At 68.2% G+C, this 19,197-nt stretch carries 16 protein-coding genes; 8 read left to right on the top strand and 8 right to left on the bottom strand.

What is annotated here, in order from left to right; all coding sequences use genetic code 11:
* Nucleotides 1–102 precede the first annotated feature (102 nt).
* From K5L94_RS16155 to tldD, 4 genes are read left to right on the top strand one after another with little or no spacing between them, the layout of a single operon-like run.
* Nucleotides 103–711: a Maf family nucleotide pyrophosphatase gene (locus tag K5L94_RS16155; RefSeq protein ID WP_274510867.1), complete on the top strand. Its 609-nt coding sequence runs from the start codon at nt 103–105 to the stop codon at nt 709–711.
* Complete coding sequence (rng, locus tag K5L94_RS16150) at nt 704–2,191, top strand: ribonuclease G (RefSeq protein ID WP_008264487.1); 1,488 nt, start codon at nt 704–706, stop codon at nt 2,189–2,191. Before K5L94_RS16155 ends, rng begins: the two co-directional genes overlap by 8 nt.
* 30 nt (nt 2,192–2,221) lie before the next feature.
* On the top strand, nt 2,222–6,067 hold the full coding sequence (locus tag K5L94_RS16145; RefSeq protein ID WP_274510866.1) for a YhdP family protein: 3,846 nt from the start codon (nt 2,222–2,224) through the stop codon (nt 6,065–6,067).
* Between the two features lie 60 nt (nt 6,068–6,127).
* Nucleotides 6,128–7,573 carry a metalloprotease TldD gene (gene tldD, locus K5L94_RS16140; protein ID WP_180878493.1) on the top strand — a complete coding sequence of 482 codons (1,446 nt, stop codon included), beginning with the start codon at nt 6,128–6,130 and terminating at the stop codon, nt 7,571–7,573.
* 41 nt (nt 7,574–7,614) lie between these two features.
* On the opposite strand, the gene yjgA is transcribed toward tldD, so the two are convergent.
* Entirely contained in the window at nt 7,615–8,202 is a 588-nt protein-coding gene (gene yjgA / locus K5L94_RS16135) for a ribosome biogenesis factor YjgA (protein WP_008267776.1), read from the bottom strand.
* Between the two features lie 68 nt (nt 8,203–8,270).
* Between yjgA and pmbA the strand changes: the two genes are divergently transcribed.
* Nucleotides 8,271–9,638: a metalloprotease PmbA gene (gene pmbA / locus K5L94_RS16130; protein WP_274510865.1), complete on the top strand. Its 1,368-nt coding sequence runs from the start codon at nt 8,271–8,273 to the stop codon at nt 9,636–9,638.
* A gap of 87 nt (nt 9,639–9,725) precedes the next feature.
* Complete coding sequence (locus tag K5L94_RS16125) at nt 9,726–10,097, top strand: DUF4870 domain-containing protein (RefSeq protein WP_053450429.1); 372 nt, start codon at nt 9,726–9,728, stop codon at nt 10,095–10,097.
* Nucleotides 10,098–10,190: 93 nt separating this feature from the next.
* Here the strand turns inward: K5L94_RS16125 and K5L94_RS16120 are convergent, their stop codons facing one another.
* The 5 genes from K5L94_RS16120 to K5L94_RS16100 form a co-directional block, all read right to left on the bottom strand.
* Nucleotides 10,191–11,069: a polyprenyl synthetase family protein gene (locus K5L94_RS16120; protein ID WP_274510864.1), complete on the bottom strand. Its 879-nt coding sequence runs from the start codon at nt 11,067–11,069 to the stop codon at nt 10,191–10,193.
* Nucleotides 11,059–11,319, bottom strand: coding sequence for an exodeoxyribonuclease VII small subunit (locus K5L94_RS16115; RefSeq protein WP_010482975.1), 261 nt, complete (start codon nt 11,317–11,319; stop codon nt 11,059–11,061). Before K5L94_RS16115 ends, K5L94_RS16120 begins: the two co-directional genes overlap by 11 nt.
* A 36-nt stretch (nt 11,320–11,355) precedes the next feature.
* The gene (gene tilS / locus K5L94_RS16110) at nt 11,356–12,642 is read right to left on the bottom strand and encodes a tRNA lysidine(34) synthetase TilS (RefSeq protein WP_274510863.1); all 1,287 of its coding nucleotides are present in this window, start codon (nt 12,640–12,642) and stop codon (nt 11,356–11,358) included.
* 557 nt (nt 12,643–13,199) lie between these two features.
* Nucleotides 13,200–13,745 (bottom strand): WG repeat-containing protein, encoded by a 546-nt coding sequence (locus K5L94_RS16105; RefSeq protein WP_053450426.1) that lies wholly within the window; start codon nt 13,743–13,745, stop codon nt 13,200–13,202.
* Nucleotides 13,742–15,448 (bottom strand): alkaline phosphatase, encoded by a 1,707-nt coding sequence (locus K5L94_RS16100; protein ID WP_274510862.1) that lies wholly within the window; start codon nt 15,446–15,448, stop codon nt 13,742–13,744. Before K5L94_RS16100 ends, K5L94_RS16105 begins: the two co-directional genes overlap by 4 nt.
* Before the next feature lie 154 nt (nt 15,449–15,602).
* On the opposite strand from K5L94_RS16100, the gene K5L94_RS16095 reads away from it, so the two are divergent.
* On the top strand, nt 15,603–16,937 hold the full coding sequence (locus K5L94_RS16095; protein ID WP_008266950.1) for a dicarboxylate/amino acid:cation symporter: 1,335 nt from the start codon (nt 15,603–15,605) through the stop codon (nt 16,935–16,937).
* Nucleotides 16,938–17,134: 197 nt separating this feature from the next.
* On the opposite strand, the gene K5L94_RS16090 is transcribed toward K5L94_RS16095, so the two are convergent.
* Nucleotides 17,135–17,905, bottom strand: coding sequence for a C40 family peptidase (locus K5L94_RS16090; RefSeq protein ID WP_274510861.1), 771 nt, complete (start codon nt 17,903–17,905; stop codon nt 17,135–17,137).
* 131 nt (nt 17,906–18,036) lie between these two features.
* Nucleotides 18,037–18,576 carry a C40 family peptidase gene (locus tag K5L94_RS16085; protein WP_053451358.1) on the bottom strand — a complete coding sequence of 180 codons (540 nt, stop codon included), beginning with the start codon at nt 18,574–18,576 and terminating at the stop codon, nt 18,037–18,039.
* 111 nt (nt 18,577–18,687) lie between these two features.
* Between K5L94_RS16085 and K5L94_RS16080 the strand changes: the two genes are divergently transcribed.
* Complete coding sequence (locus K5L94_RS16080; RefSeq protein WP_008266927.1) at nt 18,688–19,170, top strand: FKBP-type peptidyl-prolyl cis-trans isomerase; 483 nt, start codon at nt 18,688–18,690, stop codon at nt 19,168–19,170.
* Nucleotides 19,171–19,197 lie beyond the last annotated feature (27 nt).

Below are 19,197 nucleotides of genomic sequence, written 5' to 3'. Positions count from 1 at the left end.
GGTGTCGTAGCGATGAACGCGCTGTGAGCCTGTTCGGGGTTGAACGCGTTCCGGAACGGGTTGCCGACGATTCAGGTGGCGGCCTCAGGTTATGCTGTGCCGATGCTCTATCTTGCTTCCCGCTCCCCCCGACGCAACCAGTTGCTGGCCCGACTCGGACGCCCCTTCCAGGCCCTGGACCTGGAGGTCATCGAGCAGCGCGCTGCGGCTGAAAGTGCCGAACAGTATGTCTGCCGGGTCGCCGCCGACAAGGCGCGCGCCGGGCTGGCCCGGGTGCTGGCCGATGACCCGCAGGCGCGGGTGCTCGGTTCGGACACCGAAGTGGTGCTGGACGGTGAAGTGTTCGGCAAGCCGGTCGATGCCGCCGATGCGTGGGCGATGCTGGCGCGGCTGGCCGGGCGCACCCACCAGGTGATGACCGCCGTAGTGGTGGTCGGCGCGCAAGGGCTGGACAGTGAGCTGGTCATCTCCGAGGTGACCTTCGCGCCGATCGACGCCACCGACATCGCCGCCTACGTAGCTACCGGCGAACCGTTGGACAAGGCCGGTGCCTACGCCATCCAGGGCGGCGCCGAACGCTGGATCGAGCACCTGTCCGGCAGCTACTCCGGCGTGATGGGGCTGCCGTTGCTGCACACTGATCGTTTGCTGGCGCGCTGCGGCGTGCCGGCCCCCATTGCCGATGCCGCCAGGGAGGCTGCAGATGTCTGAGGAAATCCTGGTCAATGTGACCCCGCGCGAGACCCGGGTCGCGGTGATCGAAAACGGCATGCTGCAGGAACTGCACATCGAGCGCGGCTGGCGCCGGGGTGTGGTCGGCAACATCTACAAGGGCAAGGTGCAGCGGGTCATGCCCGGCATGCAGGCCGCCTTCGTCGAGGTCGGGCTGGAGCGCGCCGCGTTCCTGCACGCCAACGACGTGGTGCGCCCGGCCCCGGTGGCCAGCGCCGATACCGAGAACACCACCCTGCCGCCGCCGGCCAGCGTGCCGATCGTCGAACTGCTGCGCGACGGCCAGGACATCGTGGTGCAGGTGGTGAAGGATCCGATCGGCACCAAGGGCGCGCGCCTGACCACGCAGATCAGCATTCCCTCGCGTTACATGGTGCTGCTGCCGCAGTCCAAGGTAGTGGGCGTGTCGGCCCGCATCGAAGACGAGACCGAGCGTGCACGGCTGAAGGCGCTGGTGACCGAGCTGTCGGCCCAGCATGGTGGCTACGGCTACATCGTGCGCACCAATGCGGAGGGCCAGCCGGCCGAGGCCATCGCCGAGGACATCGCCTATCTGTCACGGGTGTGGAACGTGGTCGAGCGCCGCGGCCGCGAAGCCGCCTCCTGCAGCATCATCTATGAAGACCTGAGCCTGCCGCTGCGTTCTGTGCGCGACCTGATCCGCAAGGACGTGGACAAGGTGAAGGTCGATTCGAAGGAGACCTTCGGCCAGCTGCAGGCCTTCGTTGCCAAGTACATGCCGGTGCTGGCCGAAAAGCTGGAGCTGTATTCCGGTGACCGCCCGATCTTCGACATGTTCGGGGTGGAGGATGAGATCGGCCGCGCGCTGGACAAGCAGGTGCCGCTGAAATCGGGTGGCTACCTGGTGATCGACCAGACCGAGGCGATGACCACCATCGACGTCAACACCGGTTCGTTCCTCGGCCAGCGCAACCTGGAAGAGACGGTGTTCCGCACCAACCTGGAGGCCGCACAGGCGGTGGCGCGGCAGCTGCGGCTGCGCAACCTGGGCGGCATCATCATCATCGACTTCATCGACATGGACGATGCCGAGCATCGCCGCCAGGTGCTGCGCACGCTGGAGAAGGCGTTGGCCCGCGACCATGCCAAGACCACCGTCTACGACTTCTCGCCGCTTGGCCTGGTGGAGATGACGCGCAAGCGCACGGTCGAGAGCCTGGAGCGCCAGCTGTCGGAAACCTGCCCGCAGTGCAGTGGCCGCGGCAGCATCAAGACCACCGAAACGGTGACCTACGAGATCTTCCGTGAGATCACCCGCGCGGTGCGCCAGTTCGATGCTGCGCGCCTGCTGGTGATCGCTTCGACCAAGGTGGTCGCGCGCATCACCGACGAGGAATCCTCGGCGGTGGCCGAGCTGGAGGAGTTCCTCGGCAAGAGCATCCGCTTCCAGGCGGACGAGCAGTACCTGCAGGAGCAATTCGATGTCGTTCTGCTCTGATCCTCGCCGGCCGCAGGCCGGCGGCGGCCGATGAGCGCGCCGCCGCGCCTGCGACTGCGAAGGATCCGCCGTCATTTCATTGCCGCGTGTGCGGTGGGCCTGGTCGGGCTTGCCTTGCTGGTGGGCAGCATCAGCCAGCTGCTGCCGCTGGCCGAGCGCCATCCCGACAGGATCGCTGCGTGGCTGAGCGAGCGTGCCGGCCAGCCGGTGCGTTTCGACCAGCTGCAGACTGCGTGGACCCGCCGTGGCCCGTTGCTGCAGCTGAAGGGCCTGCGCATCGGCGCCGGCCAGGGCCTGGCGATCGGCGAGGCGGAAGTGCTGGTGTCGATGTACAGCGGGCTGCTGCCGGGACGTTCGCTGACCGAGTTGCGCCTGCGTGGCCTGGCGCTGGACCTGCAGCAGGGCGAGGACGGCCGCTGGTCGGTGCGGGGCCTGCCGCAGTCAACCAAGGGCGGTGACCCGCTGGATGCGCTGCGCCGGCTGGGCGAACTGCAGGTGGTCGAGGGCCGCCTGGGCGTGCGCGCGCCGGGCCTGGGCGTCGATACCACGCTGCCGCGCATCGACCTGCGCCTGCGCGTCAACGGCGACCGCCTGCGCGTGGGCGTGCGTGCCTGGGCGCAGGCCGACGCACTGCCACTGACCGCGGTGCTGGATGTGGACCGCGTGCGTGGCAACGGCCAGGCCTGGCTGGGCGCCGATCCGGTTGATTTCAACGCCTGGTCGCCGCTGCTGGCAGCCGGCGGCGTCCGCCTGCGAGAAGGCAAGGGCGAGCTGAACCTGTGGCTGACCCTGCGTGATTTCGCCCCCGTTGCGCTGACCACCGATTCGGACCTGCGCGACGTCCGCATCGATGGTGCTCCGATGCCCGACCTGGCAGCTCCGTACCTGAAGCTGCAGCGCCTGCAGGCACGCCTGCGCTGGCAGCGCCAGGCCGAAGGCTGGGCCCTGCAGGTGCCGCGCCTGCGCCTGAAGACCGAAGACGGCGAGCAACAGCTTGACGGCCTGCAGCTGCAGGTCGGCAGGCAGCTGCGGGTGAGTTCCGGCGACGTGCAGGCCGGCACCGCGCTGCGCGCGCTGGCGCTGAGTGATCGCCTCGACCCCGGCCTGCGCCACTGGCTGTTCCTGTCCCGGCCGCAACTGGATGTGCGTGAGCTGCAGCTGTCCGGCCAGCGTGATGGCCCGCTGTGGGCGCAGGGTGAACTGAAATCGCTGGGCTTTGCCAGCGTGGGCCATTCGCCGGGCCTGCGCGGCCTGGGGGGCCGTTTCGAGGGCGATGCCGATGGTTTCAGCCTGCAGCTGCAGCCACGCCAGCAGCTGCAGTTCGATTGGCCGACCGGATTCGGCGTGCGCCATGACCTGCACCTGGCAGGACAGGTGGTGGGCTGGCGAGACGAAGCGGGCGGCTGGCGCATCGGCACCGCGGCGATGCGCGTGGAAGGCACCGACTATGCCGCCGACGTGCGCGGTGGTGTCTGGTTCCAGGGTGATGGCACCCGGCCGTGGCTGCAGCTGGCGGCCAAGCTGGACGACGTGCCGATGACCGCGGCCAAGCGTTTCTGGATCCATTCCAGGATGAGCAAGGGCGCCACCGACTGGCTCGACATGGCACTGGTCGGTGGCCAGGTGCGCAACGGTGTCGGCCTGGTCAGCGGCGACCTGGACGACTGGCCGTTCGACAACAACGATGGCCGCTTCGAGGCCACCGGCCACATCACCAATGGTGACATCCGTTTCCAGCACGACTGGCCCCTGATGAGCCAGGTCGACGCCGATATCGCCTTCATCGGCCCCGGCTTCGACATGCACGGGCGCGGCGACCTGGCCGGTGTGGCGGTGCAGACGTTCGAGGCGGGCATTCCGGATTTCGGCCAGCAGCCGCTGTACGTGCGCGCCGACACCCAGAGCGAGGCCGGCAGGCTGCTGGCGATGCTGCGGCAGAGTCCCTTGCACAAGGACTATGGCGACACGCTCGACAACCTGACCGCGGCAGGCCCGGCGCATGTGACCTTCGACCTGCTGCAGCCGCTGCACCTGGATGAAGGCGGCGGCCATCTGCAGGGCACGGTCGACCTCGACGGTGTGAAGCTGGTCGACAAGCGCTTCCAGCTGACCTTCGACAACATGCATGGGCAGGCCCGCTACGGCAACGGCGGTTTCGGTGCCGAGGAACTGGCGGTGCGCCACCTCGGCCAGGACGGTCGCCTGAGCCTGCGTGCCGGCAGCTACGTGCATGACAGCAAGCTGGCGTTTGAATCGCTGCTGTCGGCCCACCTCGATGCCGGCGTGCTGATCGACCGCGCGCCGGAAATGGCATGGCTCAAGCCGTACATCGCGGGCACCTCGCCGTGGACCATCGCGGTCAACCTGCCCAAGGTTGCACCGGGTGCGCCGGCGCCGCCCAGCGAGCTGCGATTGAGTTCGGATCTGGTGGGCACCCGCCTGGACCTGCCTGCGCCACTGGACAAGCCGGCCGGCGAACCGCTGGCGACCACGGTGGCCGCACAGCTGCCGATGGGGGCCGGTCGCATCGACGTGGCCTTTGGCCAGCGCCTGGCGCTGGCTGCGCGCAGCCACAACAACCGCACCGGCGTGCAGGTGACCCTGGGCAGCGATCATGTTGATCGCGAGCCACCGCCGAGCGGGCTGGCCGTCAACGGTCGCAGCCCGACCCTGGACGCACTGGAGTGGATCAGCCTCGCGCGCGGAGGCGGTGACTATGACGGCATGCCGCTGCGTGCGGTGGATGTGCAGGTCGGCAAGCTGATGCTGATCGGTGGTGTTTTCGAACAGACCCGCCTGCAGCTGCAGCCGGGCGCGCAGGCGCTGGACGTGCGCCTGGATGGACCTTCGCTGGCAGGTCGCCTGAGCGTGCCCAATGCCGAGGGTGGCACCATCAGCGGCCAGCTGGACCGCGTGCACTGGCAGTCGCTGCCGGTGGCGCCGGGTGCGCCCGCGGCGCCGGCGCGGGTGCAGGCCGGTGCCAACGACATGGACCCGGCCAAGCTGCCGCCGTTCGCGCTGGACATCGCCGACCTGAAGTTCGGCAAAGTGGTGCTGGGGCAGGCGGTGCTGCGCACGCGCCCGCTGGCCAATGGCCTGAACGTGGACGAGCTGCGCTTCCGCGCGCCGGACCAGGAGATCGACATCAACGGCCGCTGGTTGGGTCGTACCGGTGGCGCCCGTACCGAACTGACCGCGCAGGTACGCAGTGAAGACCTGGGCGGCCTGATGCAGAACCTCGACTACGGTGGCCAGCTGCGTGGCGGCTCCGGGCAGGCACAGCTGCAGGCGTCGTGGAGTGGCGGTCCTTCGGACTTCCAGCTGGCCAACCTGCAGGGCCGGCTCGACCTGCACGCACGCAACGGCCAGCTGCTGGAGCTGGAGCCCGGTGCCGGCCGCGTGCTAGGCCTGCTCAGCGTCACCCAGTTGCCACGGCGCCTGATGTTCGACTTCCGCGACTTCTTCTCCAAGGGCTTCGCGTTCAACCAGGTCGACGGCAGCGTGCAGTTCGGCCAGGGCATGGCCCGTACCGACAAGGTGCTGATCGAAGGCCCTGCGGCGAACATCACCATCCGCGGCCAGGCCGACCTGCGCAACCAGCAGTTCGACCAGACCATCGACGTCAACCCGCGTGCCGGCAATCTGCTGACCGTGGTCGGCGCGGTGGCCGGTGGGCCGGTGGGCGCGGCACTCGGCGCGGCCACCAATGCGGTATTGTCCAAACCGTTGGGCGAGATCGGCGCCCGTACCTACAAGGTGACCGGCCCATGGAAGGAGCCGAAGGTGGAAGTGATCGAACGCAGCCGCGACAAGGCGCCGCCCGCTCCGGCCCCCGGCATTCCGCCAACCGTCACCGACCTGCCACGCTCGCGCTGAGCGTGGCTTTCCTGTTCACGGGGCTTGCCTCGGCGCCCCCGCATCCCCAGATCGAGAGCCATGACTGATATCGCCCTGACGCTTGCCCAAGACCGCCTGCTGCGCCCCGGCGGCCTGGATACCGCTGGCCTGGAGCACACCTTCGGCCAGCTGCTGGGGCCCGGTGTCGACTTTGGTGACCTCTACTTCCAGCACGCCCGCCGCGAGAGCTGGAGCGTGGAGGACGGCATCGTCAAGGACGGTGCCCATTCCATCGAGCAGGGCGTGGGCGTGCGGGCCATTTCCGGCGAGAAGACCGGCTTCGCCTACTCCGATGACATCCATGCCGATGCGCTGCGGGTAGCGGCGCAGTCGGCGCGCGCGATCTCGCGCGAAGGCGGCGCGCAGTCCGGGCGCTCGCTGCTGCGTGGCAGTGCGCGTGCGCTGTACCCGGCGCTGGACCCGATCGACGGTATCGGCAACGAGGCCAAGGTCGAGGTGCTCAAGCGCCTGGACGGCTATCTGCGTGCCGCGGACCCGCGCGTGAAACAGGTGATGGTCAGCCTGTCCGGCGGCGTGGATACCGTGCTGATCGCCCGCAGCGACGGCGTGCTGGGCGCCGACGTGCGCCCGCTGGTGCGCCTGAACGTGCAGGTGATCGTCGAGCACAACGGCCGCCGCGAGTCCGGCTATGCCGGCGGCGGTGGCCGCTATGGCTATGCGGAACTGTTCGCCGACGGCCGGCCTGAAGCGTTTGCGCGCGAGGCGCTGCGCCAGGCGCTGGTGAACCTCGAAGCGGTACCGGCGCCGGCCGGCGTGATGCCGGTGGTGCTCGGCCCGGGCTGGCCGGGTGTGCTGCTGCATGAGGCGGTCGGTCACGGCCTGGAGGGCGACTTCAACCGCAAGGGCACCAGCGTCTATGCCGGCCGCATCGGTGAACGCGTTGCGGCGCCGGGCGTGACCATCGTCGACGACGGCACGCTGGATGGCCGCCGCGGTTCGTTGAACATCGATGACGAAGGCCACCCCAGCCAGTGCACCACGCTGATCGAGGACGGCATCCTGGTCGGCTACATGCAGGACAGCCTCAATGCCCGCCTGATGGGCGTGGCACCGACCGGCAACGGGCGCCGCGAATCGTTCGCGCACCTGACCATGCCGCGCATGACCAACACCTACATGCGTGCCGGCCAGCATGACCCGCAGGAGATGATCCGCTCGGTGAAGAAGGGCCTGTATGCGGTCAACTTCGGCGGCGGCCAGGTCGACATCACCAGCGGCAAGTATGTGTTCTCGGCCACCGAGGCCTACCTGATCGAGGATGGCCGGATCACCACGCCGGTGAAGGGCGCGACCCTGATCGGCAATGGCCCGGAAACCATGCAGAAGGTGCGCATGGTCGGCAACGACCTGGCCCTCGACGAAGGCGTGGGCATCTGTGGCAAGGACGGGCAGAGTGTGCCGGTGGGAGTCGGCCAGCCTTCGCTGTTGATCGAGGGCATCACCGTCGGCGGTACCCAGGCCTGAGCCGGGCGATGGCCAGTGCCACCGCCCACGCCGGGGAGGACTCAGTCCTCGTCGGCTTCGCCGGTCTCGACGTCGTCGGCCTCATCGGCCGCGGCCTTGAGGCCCAGCGCGGCAGGCAGCATCAGGCCGCGCAGCACCTGGAAGATCTCGCGATAGGCGCGCGGCGGCTTGTTCTTCGCTTTCTCGGCCTGCGCATTGCGCACCAGCGTGCGCAGCTGCTGGCGGTCGGCCTGCGGGTAATCGTTGAGCAGTGCGGCCAGCGCTGTGTCGCCTTCTGCCAGCAGGCGGTCGCGCCAGTCTTCCGCGCGATGCATCATCGCCACTTCGCGGCGGCCGGTTTCGCTGTTCGCGTCCAGCGCATCGCGGATCGCATCCAGCGTGGCGTCCTCTTCGCGACGCATGTGCTTGGCCAGGAACGCCAGCTGGCGCTTGTGGGCGATATGGGCAGTGATGCGCTTGCACTCGGCGATATGCGGCAGCAGGTCTTCCGGAATCGGCAGGCGCGCCAGCTGGGCCGGGGTCAGCGACACCAGCTTCTCGCCCAGGGCCAGGACATCGAGCGCGTCGCGCCGGTTCTGGCTGCGGCTCTTGTCGTGGAATTCACCGGTTTCTTCGTCGCGTCCGCGCATCGTCCCTACCTGATCTCAAAAAAAGTCGCCCGGCGTGATGCCGGGCCCAACCTGTACAGGATAAAGCATTGAACGTGATCGCCCCTGAAGTGGCCGTCGGCGACGACAGCCCGGCCCGGCTGGAACGGCTGGCCGACCTTTCCCAGCAGCTGCTCGACCGCGCCCGCGCGCTGGGCGCCAGCCAGGCCGAGGTCAGCTGCAGCGAGGACCGCGGCCTGGAGGTCAATGTCCGCCTCGGCGAGGTCGAGACCGTGCAGTCCACCCGCGACCGCGGCATCGCGGTGACGGTCTATTTCGGCAAGCGCAAGGGCAGTGCCAGCACCGGCGACCTGAACGAGGCCAGCCTGGCGGCCACGGTCGAGCAGGCCTGCGCGATCGCCCGGCACACCGAGGACGACCCGGCTGCCGGGCTGGCCGAGGCGGCGCTGATGGCCTGTGACTTCCCCGAGCTGGACAGCTGGCACCCCTGGGCGCTGCAGGCAGACGAGGCGGTGGACCTGGCCCTGGCCTGCGAGCAGGCCGGTCGCGGGGCTGATGCACGCATCAGCAATTCCGACGGTGCCTCGGTGTCGAGCATGCAGAGCGTCTCGGTCTATGCCAATTCGCATGGCTTCATCGGCCGCGAGCGCGGAACCCACCATTCGGTTGGCTGCGCCCTGATCGCTGGCACTGGCGATGGCATGCAGCGGGATGGCTGGTACACCGGCGGCCTGGCCCGCGAGGACCTGGAGGCGGCCGACAGCGTGGGCCGCCGCGCCGCCGAGCGTACCGTGGCCCGCCTGCAGCCGCGTTCGCTGCCGACCGGCAGCATGCCGGTGCTGTTCGCCCCGGAAGTGGCCCGCAGCCTGGTCGGCCACCTGCTGTCGGCGGTATCCGGCGGCGCCCTGTACCGGCAGGCCAGCTTCCTGCTGGACAGTGTCGGCCAGCGGCTGTTCCCGGAGTGGATGCAGATCGAGGAATTGCCGCACCTGCGCCGCGGCCTGCGTTCGGCCGCCTTCGACGGTGACGGCGTGGCGACCCGTGCGTCGGCCCTGGTCAGCGACGGGGTGCTGCAGCGCTACGTGCTGGGCAGCTATTCGGCGCGCAAGCTGGGCCTGCAGACCACCGCCAATGCCGGTGGCGTGCACAACCTGCAGCTGGCCGCCAACGCCGGCTCGCTGCAGGAGATCGCGCGCCAGATGGGCGACGGGCTGCTGGTGACCGAGCTGATGGGGCAGGGCGTGAACGGGGTGACCGGTGACTACTCACGCGGCGCCGGCGGTTTCCGTGTCGAGAACGGCGAGATCCAGTACCCGGTGGACGGCATCACCATCGCCGGCAACCTGCGCGAGATGTTCAGCAGCATCGAGGCGGTCGGCAGCGACGTCGACCCGCGCTCACACATCCGGACCGGTTCGATCCTGCTGGGACGGATGACCATTGCCGGTAATGATTGATGGCATTGATGGCGTAAGCTATGCGCGCCTGACGCGACCAGCTTGGTGCTGGTGGGTCAAGACCACCCAATGAAAAGGAGTTTTGTCGTGAGTGAATTCGATAACGTCCCGCCGCCGCCGGCCACCACTGACGCGCCGGCCGACCAGCGCACCATGGCCCTGGCCGCGCACCTGCTGGGCATCTTCACCTGGTTCATCGGCCCCCTGATCATCTGGCTGATCAACAAGGATGATGCCAGCAAGGCTTTCGTGACCGATCAGGCCAAGGAAGCACTGAACTTCCAGATCACCATCACCATCGCAATGCTGATCTGCATCGTGCTGACCCTGGTGATCATCGGTGGCATCCTGGCCCCGATCGTCGGCATCCTGAACCTGGTGTTCTGCATCATCGCCGCGGTCAAGGCCAACAACGGCGAAGCCTACCGCTATCCGTTCGCGCTGCGCCTGATCAAGTAAATACGGCTGCACGTGGATATGGAAACGCCCGGCCATGCCGGGCGTTTTTGTTTGCGGCGCGGGGTAGCGCCAGGCCATGACCGGTGGCCTCGATCAGTGATCCCGTTCCACCGCCAGCGTCGCCAGCGCGCGCAGCGCATCGGCTTCCTCGCCATGGCCGGCCAGGATCGAGTGCATGCGCGTGGCAAGCTCCTGCAGCTGGGCCTTCGCGCCGTCCATGCCAAGCAGGGCGGGAAACGTGCTCTTGTCCTGCGCCTGGTCCTTGCCGGCAGTCTTGCCCAGCTGCTCGGAACTGGCCTCGACATCGAGGATGTCGTCACGCACCTGGAACGCCAGGCCGAGTGCATCGGCGAAGCTGTCGAGCTGGGCCAACTGCGGTTCGTGGGCCTGGCCACACAGCGCACCCATGCGCACCGCGGCGCGGATCAGCGCCCCGGTCTTCAGCGCATGCATGCGGGTGAGGGCGGCCAGTGTCTGCTGCTGGCCGGTGGCATCGATGTCCAGGGCCTGGCCGCCGCACATGCCGGCGGCGCCGGAGGCATGGGCCAGGGTCTGCAGGCAGGCCACGCGCAATGTGGCCGGCAGCGGCGCATCGGCCAGCAGGCCGAAGGCGCGGGCCTGCAGGGCATCGCCAGCGAGGATCGCCGTGGCTTCGTCGAAGGCGATATGCGTGGTCGGCTTGCCGCGGCGCAGGGCGTCATCGTCCATTGCCGGCAGATCGTCATGCACCAGTGAATAGGCGTGGATCAGTTCGACCGCCATCGCGGCCGCGTCCAGCGCTTCCGGCTGCGCACCGAACAGGTGGCCGCTGGCATACACCAGCAACGGGCGCATGCGCTTGCCGCCGCCCAGCACGGAATAGCGCATGGCCTGGTGCAGGCCCTGCGGTGCCTCGGCAGGCGAGGGCAGTGCGGCGTCGAGCTGGCTTTCAATACGGTCGCGCCAGCGCGCGAACAGGGCCTCAGCCGTCATGGCTGGGCGGGTCGAACGGCTCGGCCGCTTCCGGCTGGGCCGGATCGCTGAGCAGGCGCACGCGCAGTTCGGCCTGCTCCAGCGCCTGCTGGCACTGGCGATACAGGCCGACGCCGCGTTCGTATGCACTGAGCGAAGCTTCCAGGCTCAGCTCGCCGGTTTCCATCTGCTCCACCAGCTGCTCCAGCGACTCGAGCGACTGCTCGAACTGGGCGACCGGGGAGGCGTTTTCGGGGGACTTCTTGGCCATGCCGCAAGTGTGGACGGGCCGCGCGCGGGGGTCAATTCACCAGCCGCCCGGGCGCCACTGCAGTTGCGCCCCATGGGCCTGCAACCAGGCCTGCAAAGGTGCTGCGATGACCACGTCGGCGGCGGCCAGCAACTGCGGGCCATCGAAGATCAGCGGCAGCTGCGCGCGTCGCCAGGGCGCGAGGTGTTCCCGTTGCAGGCAGTCCTTCAGGGCATGCGAATGCTGGCGTCCTGGCAGCTGGATGCGCTCACCACCCACGCGTGCGCGAACCTGCAGCGTGCGTTCGAAGGCCGCGGCGCCCTGCAGGCGCAGCTGGCCGCCATCGGGCAGCGGCAAGGGCGTGCGTCCATCCCATTCGGCCTGCCAGTCGCGTGGTAGTACGGGAAGCGTCGCGGGGAGCAGGTACGCATGGTCCCGCCATTGCTGGATCGCATGATCGTGCCACCCCACGCGCGCCTGGCGGTCGTTGTCGGTGGGAAGCAGTTCGGCCAGTGCCTGCTGCAACACCGTGGCCGGCAAGGGGGCTGCACCGTGGGCCAGCACCCAGCCACGCAGCACGCGTGCGGCGCGGCCCGGCGAAATCTGCCGCAGCAGCTGCAGCGACAGCACGCGCGGTGCCACCTCCAGATGCGCGATCAGCTCGGCATCTTCTTCATCAAGCAGCTCACGGGTCTGCCCGCAATGCGCGGCGCTGCCGGCCAGCGCCGCGGCCGCATGTGGCCAGCGCTGGCGCAGCAGCGGCAGCACCTGCAGGCGCAGGAAATTGCGGTCAGCATGATCGTCGCCATTGCTGGGATCTTCGATCCAGTGCAGTGCATGCTGGTGCGCGTAGTCCAGCAGTGCATCGCGCGGGACCTGAAGCAATGGTCGCCACAGGGCGTGTCCACCAAAGCGACTGTGTACGGACATCGCAGCAAGGCCATCGACGCCGGAACCGCGCAGGGCGCGCAGCAGGAAGGTCTCGGCCTGGTCGTCCTGGTGCTGGGCCAGCGCCAGTGTTTCGCCGTCGCGCAACTCGGCGGCGAAGGCAGCGCGCCGTGCCTGCCGCGCTGCGCCTTCGAGGCCCAGGCCTGCGGTGTTATCGATTCTTACGTGGTGCACGGCCAGGTCGATGCCCAGCGCTGTGCACTGCTGCTGGCAGTGCCGCACCCAGTCGTCGGCCGCGGACTGCAGGCCATGGTGCACGTGCACCGCACGCAGCGGAGTGCCGGAGGCTTGTGCGCAGCGGCACAGCCAGTGCAGCAGCACGGTCGAGTCGACACCGCCGCTGTAGCCGACCAGCAGCGGCACATCCAGCGGAACAAGGGCAGGGAAGGCAGTCACGGCCGCAAGTATAGGGTTGCCCGGCAGGGCTGCGCCCTGCACCCGCTACGATCAAGAGCAACAGCAACAGCAACGGCAACAGCAGAAGCAGAAGCAGGCTTCCTGAGGGATGGCGGGATGGGTCCGGTTGCGGGGGCCGCTGCAAGTACGTCCATGTAAGCTCGGTCGCCGCATCCATGCGGCTCACGCCCCCGCAACCGGACCCACCCCGCCTTCGACAGTTTCCTGCGAACTGTCGGGCATGTTGATGGGGTCAGATCCGTTTTCCACAGGAAAACGGATCTGACCCCGGATTCAATTCGATATCTGACAGATGTGATCCACGCATGGCGTGGATGATCCAACCGTCACCGGGAACCTGTCGAAGGTGGGGCGGTGTCGGATTGCGGGGTGTCCGCGGCATGGATGCCGCGGCCAAGCCCCCAGGGATGGGTTCACGGCGTCCCCGCAATCCGACACCGCCCCGCCAAACCCACAGAAAACCAGAGCCGCTTTGGCTGTTGTTGTTGCTGTTGCTCTGGCTTGCAGCAGGTGCAGGGCGCAGCCCTGCCGAACCCCTACTTCACCCGACGGCCCGAACGGTCGATGCGGAACCGCTCTCCGCCTTCCATCGGCGTGTGCCCATCCGCATCCGGCGTGCCGCGACGGCAGCCGTTGCAGACCTCTGCCACGCCATCGCGGAACGGCCAGCCGAAATCAAAGGTGCCCGGCACCACCTGGCGGAACTTCAGATCGAAGTAGCCCACGCGGTTGCCGACGCGGGCCCGCAGCAGGCCCTCCTGCGGTGTCTCCGGCCCGTTGTCCCAGGTCAGCACCGGCAGGCTGCGGCCCTTGCGGTTGACGTAATGGAAACCCTGGTCGGCATACACCACGGCCAGGCCGTGGTCGTCGAAGTTCAGGTCTTTCAGCGTGTCGGGGTGGATCCTGGGCCGGTGATCGACCACCTCGCAGTTGGGCAGCGGCCACAACCCGTGCTCGTCGGTGAGCAGCTTGCAGGCCGGTGCCTGTGCCAGCGCAGTGCTGCTGGCCAGCATGCCGAGCAGGACCAGCGACCGCGCGAGGCGGCCGCTGGCGGGGGCAGGGCGGGCCTGCCGCGCGATCACTTGGCCTCGGCCTTGCGCTCGAAGGCGGTCGGCGCCGGCAGCTGCACCGGCACGCCCTTGTCGTCGCAGGTGCCGGCCTGGCACAGGCGTTCGCGCAGGGCCGGGGTGGCCTGCACGATCATGTGGTAGATCGCGTTCTGTTCCAGCGTGCCGCGGATCGCCTTGCTGCCCGGGCCACGGGCCCAGATGCCGACGTCTTCGCCACCGTGCGATTCAGCCTTCATCGGCACCAGCGCTTCCTGCATGTAGTCCGGGTGCTCGGTGTCGACCTCGCGCAGGTTCGGGCGGCCATTGGCCGGTTCGAAACTGCTCGGGTTGTGCGGGTAGCGCTTGGCGCCGGCCGGCTGCTGGTTGCTGGCGCCGGTGTGCCCTGGGCCGTTGGCGTAGGTCAGGGTGGTGTACGGCTGGCCGCTGCCGTCCAGCGCATAGTCCAGCTTGCCGGCACCGTCTTCGCCGCCCTTGTCCTTCACCTTGCCCAGGATCGGGTTGCCGCGTGCCGGGTAGCCGACGAAGTTCAGGGTGTGCGAGTGGTCGGCGGTGACGATGATCAGGGTGTCGTCGGCCGAGGTCAGTTCGTTGGCCACGCGCACCGCGTCGGACAGCGCCACGGTCTCGGTCAGGGCACGGTAGGCGTTGCCGCTGTGATTGGCGTGGTCGATGCGCGCGCCCTCGATCATCAGCACGTAGCCCTCCTGGTGCTTGGCCAGGTTCTTGATCGCCGCGGCGGTCAGTTCGGCCAGGCTCGGCTCGCCGCCCGGATCCTGCGGGCGCTCATACTCGTAGCGCATGTGGTCCGGCTCGAACAGGCCGAGGATGGCCGGCGCGTTGGCGGCGGCGGCCAGCTGCTTGCTGTTCCAGACGTAGGCACCCTGCGGGTGCGCCTGCTGCCATTCCTGCACCAGGCTGCGGCCGTCCAGGCGCTGGCCGACCTTGTCGTCGTATTCCGGATCGCGCTCTTCCACGGTGGTGAATTCACCGCGACCGCCGCCGAGGGCGACCAGCGGGCCACGGCCATAGCGCGAGGTCGACAGCAGCTGCTGGGCGATGTCCTTGCAGCCGGCCGCCTTGGCCGCTTCGGTCAGGTCGGTGTCGTTTTCCCAGTTGCGCTCGGGCGAGTTCGCGTAGGTGGCGGCGGGGGTGGCGTGGGTCAGGCGTGCGGTGGACACCACGCCGGTGGCCAGGCCGGCGCTGTCGGCCAGCTGCAGCCAGGTCAGCAGGCCCTTGGACAGGCTGTCGGCACAGTCGGTGCGGCTGCCGGCGCTGACGCCGATCGCACCCATGTGGGTCTTCACGCCGGTGGTGATGGCGGTCATGGTGCCGGCCGAATCCGGCGTCTGCGAATCGGTGTTGTAGGTCTTGCTGAACGCCGTGGCCGGGAAGCGCTCCCAGGACAGCAGGTTTTCTTCGCCCGAACCGCCCTTCTGCTGACCCTCGTAGATGCGCGAGGCGGCCACGGTGGTCAGGCTCATGCCGTCGCCCAGGAACAGGATGACGTTTTTCGCCTTGCCGGACATCGCGCCGTTGGCGGCCGCCTGGGCGGCACCGCTGCGGTACCACCACTGCGGGGTCTCACCGGCCGGGTGGGCGACGGGATCGACGGCGACCTTCAGGCCGGCCGGGGCAGAGGCGGGGGTTGTGCTGGCGCAGGCGCCCAGCAGCAGGGTGGTGGCGCAGGCGGCCAACAGGGAGACGGAACGGCGCATGGACGCTGGGATCTCACAAACTGTAACGGGACGTTCATTATGCCCGGCCCCGCAAGGCACGCCGATGACACACTGATTTGCCGGCCGGGCGGTCGTTCTGCCGGCCACCTTGGGCTATCGTTCCAGCATCCCTTTCTTCCCCTCTGGATTGCCTATGAAGCTGGTCTCTGCCTGGCTGCGGATTCCATTCTGGCAGCGCGTGGTCGGTGGCTTCGTGCTCGGCGCGCTGGCTGGCTGGGCGCTGGGCCCGGCCGCGGAAACGTGGTTCGGCCCGCTCGGCGAGCTGTACGTCACCCTGATCAAGATGATCGCGGTACCGCTGGTGTTCTTCGCGGTCATCAACGCGATCTCGTCACTGCACGGCCAGAAGTCGGTCGCCGCGCTCAGTGGCCGCACCTTCCTGTGGTTCGTGATCACCGCCGCGCTGGCGGTGTGCGTCGGCCTGGGCGTGGGTACCGTGCTGCAGCCCGGCGCCGGTGGCCTGCAGCTGTCGATGGCCAGCAACTATGTGCCGCGCGAAGTGCCCAGCGTGGTGCAGGTGCTGCTGGACGTGGTGCCGGCCAATGTCTTCTATGCGCTGTCCGGCATCGGCACCAAGGTCAATGCGGCCGGTGAAACCGTGCTGGCCGCCGGTCGCGGTTCGATCCTGCCGGTGATCTTCTTCGCCGGACTGGTGGGCTTTGCCATCGTCAAGCTGGGCGAGAAGGTGACCGAGGCGCGCAAGCTGGTCGGCCAGATGAGCGACATCATGATCCAGGTGACCCGCTTCGTACTGGAGGTCACCCCGATCGGCACCTTCGGCCTGATCGCCGGCCTGGTCGGCAGCTACGGGTTCGAGAAGCTGCTGCCGCTGGGTCATTTCGTACTCGCCCTGTACGTGGCCTGCGCGCTGCACATCGTGGTGGTCTACAGCGCGCTGCTGCTGGCGCACGGCCTGAACCCGCTGAAGTTCTTCCGTGGCGCGGCACCGGGCATGCAGGTGGCGTTTGTCAGCTCGTCCAGCTTCGCGGCGATGCCGGTGGCGCTGCGCTCGATCACCCACAACCTGGGCGTGAACAAGGACTACGGTTCGTTCGCGGTGCCGCTGGGCGCCAGCATCAAGATGGACGGCTGCGGCGCGATCTACCCGGCGCTGTGCGCGGTGTTCATTGCACAGTACAGCGGCGTGCCGCTGACTCCGGAGCAGTACGTGGTGGTGCTGATCGCCTCGGTGCTGGGCAGCTTCGGCACCGCCGGCGTGCCGGGCACCGCAGTGATCATGGCCACGGTGGTGCTGAGTGCGGCCAACCTGCCGCTGGAGACCATCGGCTACCTGTATGCCATCGACCGCATCCTGGACATGATGCGAACGATGACCAATGTGACCGGCCAGATGCTGGTGCCGGTGATCGTGGCCAAGGAAACCGGCCTGCTGGATCAGGCGGTGTACGACAACCCGTCCGGCAATGTGGGTGTGGACGACCCCGACCCGACACCGCCGCGCAGCTGAGGTTGTGCGTAGCGATGAAAGGCCCGCCCTGACCGGCGGGCCTTTTGTTTGGCAGGCGGCTGATGCGGTACCGACCAACGGTCGGTACCCACCGGGGGTGGCCGGCGCCTATCCGTCATTGCGGGCCCAACAAAAAAAGCCGCTGCAGGGCAGCGGCTTTCTCGTGTCAGGCGGCGCGTTCTCGCCAACCGGTCAGATCAGAGATCGACCCGGCGGGCCTGCATGAACTTGTTGCCCCAGTAGCCACTGAGCAGGGTATCCACGCGCACGTCCTTGCCCGAGCTCGGGGCATGCAGGAAGCGGCCGTCACCGACGTAGATGCCGACGTGGTCCACGCGGCCCTTGCGGCCGAAGAAGACCAGGTCGCCAGCGGCCAGCGCGGTGCGGTCGTTGATCAGTTCGGCGTTGTCATCGTGGGCCATCTCGCGCGAGACGCGCGGCAGCTCGATGCCGAGGGCGGAGCGGAACACGTAGCCGACCAGGCCGCTGCAGTCGAAACCGCTGTCCGGATTGCTGCCCCCCCAACGGTACGGGGTGCCCAGCAGGGTCATCGCACGGCGCAGCAGCGACTGCACCTTGCCGTTGTCGGCGGCGGTACCGACAACGCTGCCATTGGCGGCGCTGCTGGTGTCGTAGTTGGCGAGCAGGCGGCTGAGATCGCCGGCCACCACGGCCGAGCGGTCCATCAGCGGGATGGTGTCATTGGCGGCCAGGTGCGGCAGCAGGGCAGCCAGCGTGGCGCTGGCGGCGGCATCGACGCGGCTGCGCTGCGGAGCGGCGGCCTCGGCCTTGGCGGCCGGGCGGGCGGTGCTCTCGGCCACCGGGGCCGAGGCGGCATCGGAACGGGGAGCAGTCTGCGACCAGGCCGGAAGGCTGGTCAGACACAGTGCCAGGCCGAGCAACAGCGGGCGGGCACCACGTGAAGATACGGAAGTCTGGCCTTCGCTTTTCAGGTCGTCAGTCGTCACGCGTCGGTCACAGAAAAAAAACGATGGGGCATCATGCCCTGTAAAAGCGTCAATAAGTTAAAAATTCCGTTAGTAATCCGTTAGTTCCATTGTGATGTGCGTCACAGTTTTGAACATATCGCCTGTTCATTTTAGCGAAGGACACGTTTCGCGCCGGTGTAGTGGTCCTTCCAGTAGGGCCCGCTGAGCGAGTCGAGCCGGACGGTGCCGCCGGTGCTCGGCGCGTGCACGAAACGACCTTCGCCGACATAGATGCCGACATGGGTGACGTTGCCGCGGCTGCCAAAGAACACCAGGTCGCCGGTCGCCAGGCGCTGTGGGTCGATCTTCGGGCCCTGTACCGCCGCCAGGTCACGCGAGGTGCGCGGCAGCTTCAGGTCCAGCATCTCGCGGTACACATAGGCGACCAGTCCGCTGCAGTCGAAGCCGGAATCGGGAGTGTTGCCGCCGTAGCGGTAGGGCGTGCCGACCAGGCTGATGGCACGCATCAGCACCGAGTTGGCGGCCTCGGGGTTGTCCGGCACGGTCTTCGGCCAGTGGGCCGTCGGCGGGGGCGGAGCGGGGCGGGTGGCCTTGCCGCCGCCACAGGCGGTCATCAGCAGGGGCAGGGCCAGCAGCAGGGCCGGGGCGAGGAGCCGGCGCAGGCCGGACGAAACTGGCGTGATGTGCATGATCTCCGGATAATGCGCCACCTTGGATTGGCCGTCATGATGGCGGCGTCCCCGCCGGGCGACAACCCGCCCCAACCCGCCTGCCTCCGGCAGATCCAGACAGAGTTGCGCATGAAGATCGAAAAAGACCGCGTTGTCCGCTTCCACTACACCGTTTCCGAAGTCGGCCAGGAGCCGATCGAATCGTCCAAGGACCGCGGCGAGCCGCTGGCGATCCTGATCGGCCACGGCAACATCATTCCGGGCCTGGAAAACGCCATGATGGACAAGGAAGCCGGCGCGACCTTCAGCGTCGACGTCACTGCGGCGGACGCCTACGGCGAGCGCCGCGAGGGCCTGTCCCAGCGCGTGCCGAAGAAGCACTTCGGCAACACCAAGCTGGCCCCGGGCCAGCAGGTCGTGCTGCAGACCAACTTCGGCCCGCGCGCGGTGACCGTGCAGAAGGTCGGCATGAGCGTGGTCGACGTTGACCTGAACCACCCGATGGCCGGCAAGGACCTGCATTTCGACGTGGAAATCGTCGATGTGCGCGAAGCCGGCCAGGAAGAGATCGACCACGGCCACGTCCACGGTGACGGTGGTCACCACCACTGATCGCAGCGCGATCGTGATGGCAGCAAC

Origin of the sequence: Stenotrophomonas forensis, from assembly GCF_028752115.1 — a bacterium.
Classification (GTDB): domain Bacteria; phylum Pseudomonadota; class Gammaproteobacteria; order Xanthomonadales; family Xanthomonadaceae; genus Stenotrophomonas; species Stenotrophomonas forensis.
This window is presented reverse-complemented; position numbering and strand designations above follow the sequence as displayed.

Excerpts from the sequence above, each read along its gene's own strand:
- K5L94_RS16155 (WP_274510867.1), top strand. The coding sequence starts at position 103 with ATGCTCTATCTTGCTTCCCGCTCCCCCCGACGCAACCAGTTGCTGGCC.
- K5L94_RS16115 (WP_010482975.1), bottom strand. The coding sequence starts at position 11,319 with ATGGCCAAGAAGTCCCCCGAAAACGCCTCCCCGGTCGCCCAGTTCGAG.
- K5L94_RS16080 (WP_008266927.1), top strand. The coding sequence starts at position 18,688 with ATGAAGATCGAAAAAGACCGCGTTGTCCGCTTCCACTACACCGTTTCC.
- K5L94_RS16085 (WP_053451358.1), bottom strand. The coding sequence starts at position 18,576 with ATGCACATCACGCCAGTTTCGTCCGGCCTGCGCCGGCTCCTCGCCCCG.
- yjgA (WP_008267776.1), bottom strand. The coding sequence starts at position 8,202 with ATGCGCGGACGCGACGAAGAAACCGGTGAATTCCACGACAAGAGCCGC.
- K5L94_RS16120 (WP_274510864.1), bottom strand. The coding sequence starts at position 11,069 with ATGACGGCTGAGGCCCTGTTCGCGCGCTGGCGCGACCGTATTGAAAGC.
- K5L94_RS16095 (WP_008266950.1), top strand. The coding sequence starts at position 15,603 with ATGAAGCTGGTCTCTGCCTGGCTGCGGATTCCATTCTGGCAGCGCGTG.
- K5L94_RS16100 (WP_274510862.1), bottom strand. The coding sequence starts at position 15,448 with ATGCGCCGTTCCGTCTCCCTGTTGGCCGCCTGCGCCACCACCCTGCTG.
- tldD (WP_180878493.1), top strand. The coding sequence starts at position 6,128 with ATGACTGATATCGCCCTGACGCTTGCCCAAGACCGCCTGCTGCGCCCC.
- rng (WP_008264487.1), top strand. The coding sequence starts at position 704 with ATGTCTGAGGAAATCCTGGTCAATGTGACCCCGCGCGAGACCCGGGTC.
- K5L94_RS16145 (WP_274510866.1), top strand. The coding sequence starts at position 2,222 with ATGAGCGCGCCGCCGCGCCTGCGACTGCGAAGGATCCGCCGTCATTTC.